Origin of the sequence: Verrucosispora sp. SN26_14.1 (assembly GCF_004307965.1) — a bacterium.
Lineage (GTDB): Bacteria > Actinomycetota > Actinomycetes > Mycobacteriales > Micromonosporaceae > Micromonospora.
In genome coordinates, this window is the sequence record NZ_SISL01000585.1 from 1 (window position 1) to 3,207 (window position 3,207).

The following is a 3,207-nucleotide window of genomic DNA, read 5'->3' on the forward strand; positions in this document are numbered from 1 at the left end:
GCCGGTGCCGGCCGGTGCCGGACGGCCGGTGGTCGCGGTGGCCGGTGGGCCGGGCGGCAGCTTCAGCCACGCCGAGACCGTCGAGCTGCTGCGGGCCGCCGGTGCCGACGTGGTCACGCTCGATCCCTTCGTCGACGAGGTGCTGCCGGTCGGCACCCGGGCGTTGGTGGTCGGCGGCGCGCTGCCCGAGTCGTACGCCGAGCAGCTCTCCGCCAACAGGCGGCTCTGCATCGCGGTGGCCGAGTTGGCGCGTACCGGTCGACCGGTCGTCGCCGAGGGGGCCGGGCTGCTCTGGCTGGCCAGGGAACTCGACGGGTTGCCGATGTGCGGGGTGCTCGACGCGATCGGCAGCATCCGGGACGGTCTGGTGGTCGGGTACCGCGAGGCGACCGCCCAGAGCGACAGTGTGGTGGCGACCCGGGGCGAGGTGGTGACCGGGCACAAGGAGCACCGCGCGGTGCTCACCCCCCGGGGCGGGCCCCGTCCGGCGTGGGGCTGGGCGGGTGGCGCGCCGGAGGGCTTCGTCTGGCGCGGCGTGCACGCCTCCCAGCTCGTCCCGCACTGGGCCGCGTACCCACGGATCGCCGGGCGTCTGGTGGCCGCCGCAGTGACCGAGCCAGCCGCGATCCCGGCCGGTCCCGACCTGGGTGTCCCGATCACGCCCGCCGGTGTGGTGGCGGCCGAACCGGCCGCCGGAGCACCGGCCTGAGCGGCGCTCCGGCGCGTGTCGGGAGTCAGCCGACGATGCGGTCCGACGGGGGTGTGAAGTCCCGCGTCGGGGTGCCCTTGAGGGCGTCGCGGAGCGTGTTCGAGACCGCCGCGATGGGGATCTGCGACTGGCCGTCGCCGACCGCGTTGAACGGGTTGTCCGGGTCGGAGATGAAGCTGGCCGCCGCCAGTTCCGGGGTGTAGCCGACGAACCAGGCCGACCGGGTGCTGTCCGTGGTGCCGGTCTTGCCGGCCACCGGGCGGCCCACCGTGCCGCGCACGCTGTCCGCGGTCGACCAGCCACCGCAGCTTCCCCTGGCCGGGGTGTCCCCGGTGGGGCAGCGGGCGGCGTCGGTCGCGGCCCGCGCCGCGTCGGCGTTGACCACCTGGCGGCAGCGCGGCTTGGCGATCTCGCGTTGGATACCGCCCGGGGTGGTGAACATCGCGGGTGTGCCGTCCCGGTTGTAGATGGCGTTCACCGGGATCGCCTCGCAGTAGCGTCCGTCGGCGGCGATCGCCGCGTACGCGTTGGCCATCTCCAGCGGGGTGGCGTCGGAGACGCCGAGCGTGAACGCGCCCCACTTGTTCGCCTTCGCCGGTGAGGCGTGGTCGCGGTCCACGTCGGTACGCCAGCGCAGCCCCAACTGCTCGGCGAGCCGGACGGCCTTCTCCGCCCCGACCTGCTCCTCCAGCCAGACGAAGTAGGTGTTCACCGACTTGCCGAAGCCGGACCACATGGTCTGCGTACCGCTCATCGCGCCGCTGGCGTTCGACGGCTGCCAGCCGTCGTAGACCTCGGAGCGGTAGCTGTGCGGGGCGTTGAAGCTGGTGTTCAGCGTCATGCCGGCGTCCAGCGCGGCCAGCATCGGGAACATCTTGAACGTCGATCCGGCCTGGTAGCCCGGCAGGTCACCGCCGCCCATCAGCGGGGCCACCGTGTTCGGGTAGTTGGCCCGTACGTTCGGGCCCGCCTCCGGGTTCGAGCTGAGCGGGTTCTCGTTCACCTCCAACGAGTAGGTGCGGTTCACCGCCATCGCCTTGACCCGCCCGGTGCCGGGCTCGGAGACCACGATGCCGTTGGCGAACGGGCTGCCGGTGTTGCCCTCGGTGCCGACGTTCTTCTCCGCCGCCTCCTGGACCTTCGGGTCCATGCTGAGCACGATGCGGTAGCCGCCCCGACGCAGCTTGTCCAGGCGTTCCAGGCGGTTCTTGCCGAACGCGGGCTGGGCGCTCCACCAGTTCTTCAGGTAGTCGCAGAGGAAGCCCCAGCTGTTCCACTTCTCCGGGACCGCCGCGCAGTCGTTGGGCGGGTAGGTCAGCCGCAGCCGGATCGGTTCGCCCTTGGCCGCCTCGGCGGAGTCCGGCGACAGGTAACCCAGCCGCGTCATGTTGTCGAGCACGTAGTTGCGCCGGGTGGTCGCGTCCTTCTGGTCGGAGCTGGCCGGGTCGTACTGCGACGGGGACTTCACCAGGCCGGCGAGGGTGGCCGCCTCGACCGGGGTGAGTTCCTTCGGCGTCTTGGAGAAGAAGATCTCGCTGGCCGCGTAGATGCCGTACGCGCGGTGACCGAAGTACGCCGAGTTGAGGTAGCGCTCCAGGATGTCCTCCTTGCCCAGCTCCTTCTCCAGGTCGACCGCCATCCGCATCTCCTTGACCTTGCGGATCGGCGTCTGCGCGGTGGCCTCCTGCACCTCCTTGGGCGTGGTGGCGCTGTCCCGCAGCGCCATCCGCACGTACTGCATGGTCAGCGTGGAGGCGCCCTGGGAGACGCCGCTGGAGCGGGCGTTGGCCACGAAGGCGCGGGCGACGCCCTTCGGGTCGACGCCGTGGTGCTGGTAGAAGCGGTTGTCCTCGGCGGCGACGATCGCCTGCTGCATGTGCGGGGAGATGTCGGCCAGCTTGGTGTACTGCCGGTACTCCTCGAAGAACATGGTCAGCACGGTCTTGCCGTCGGGCGCGTACAGGTAGGAGGTCTCGGCGGGCAGGGCGGTGGCCAGCAGGCGGGTCTTGCTCTCCACGGCGTGCGCGGTGGCCTTGGCGCCGAGGCCGGTCACGGCGACCACGGGGTACGCGACGGCGGCGACGACGACACCGGCGATCAGCCCGGCGCGGAGGAGAGGAACGAGTCGACCTGCGGCGGCAAGGGGTCGATTACTCACACCGATAAGTTATGACATTTCCGATTCGCACATGAGAAATACTCATGAAGTGATCAGTGGTGATGCGGAGCACTCCACGGGCTGCTGTCGCCCGCGCCGCCTTCCCGGCAGGATCGCGGGCATGCACGGTCCGCTCACCGGAGCGTCCCACCCGACACCCGAACCCGACCTCGCGCACCACGGTGACGCGGAGGTCGGCGACGGCCTGGTCGACCTCGCCGTCAACGTCCGGCGCGCCCCCATGCCGGCCTGGCTGGGCGACCCGATCAGAGCCGCCCTGGACGACCTCGCCGGATACCCGGACCCGCGTCCGGCCCGCGCCGCCGTCGCCGCCCGGCCC

1 protein-coding gene and 2 pseudogenes are annotated in these 3,207 nt (G+C 71.6%); 2 read left to right on the plus strand and 1 reads right to left on the minus strand.

Translation table 11 applies throughout. The features are described from left to right. Positions 1-709: pseudogene (locus EYA84_RS29480) on the plus strand (cobyrinic acid a,c-diamide synthase); the annotation flags it as partial. A 25-nt stretch (positions 710-734) separates the two neighbouring features. On the opposite strand, the gene EYA84_RS29485 reads toward EYA84_RS29480, so the two are convergent. After that, positions 735-2,867, minus strand: a complete 2,133-nt coding sequence (locus tag EYA84_RS29485; protein WP_131057339.1) for a transglycosylase domain-containing protein — start codon at positions 2,865-2,867, stop codon at positions 735-737. 121 nt (positions 2,868-2,988) lie between these two features. Here EYA84_RS29485 and EYA84_RS29490 point away from each other — a divergent pair. Beyond that, positions 2,989-3,207, plus strand: a pseudogene (locus tag EYA84_RS29490) (aminotransferase); the annotation flags it as partial.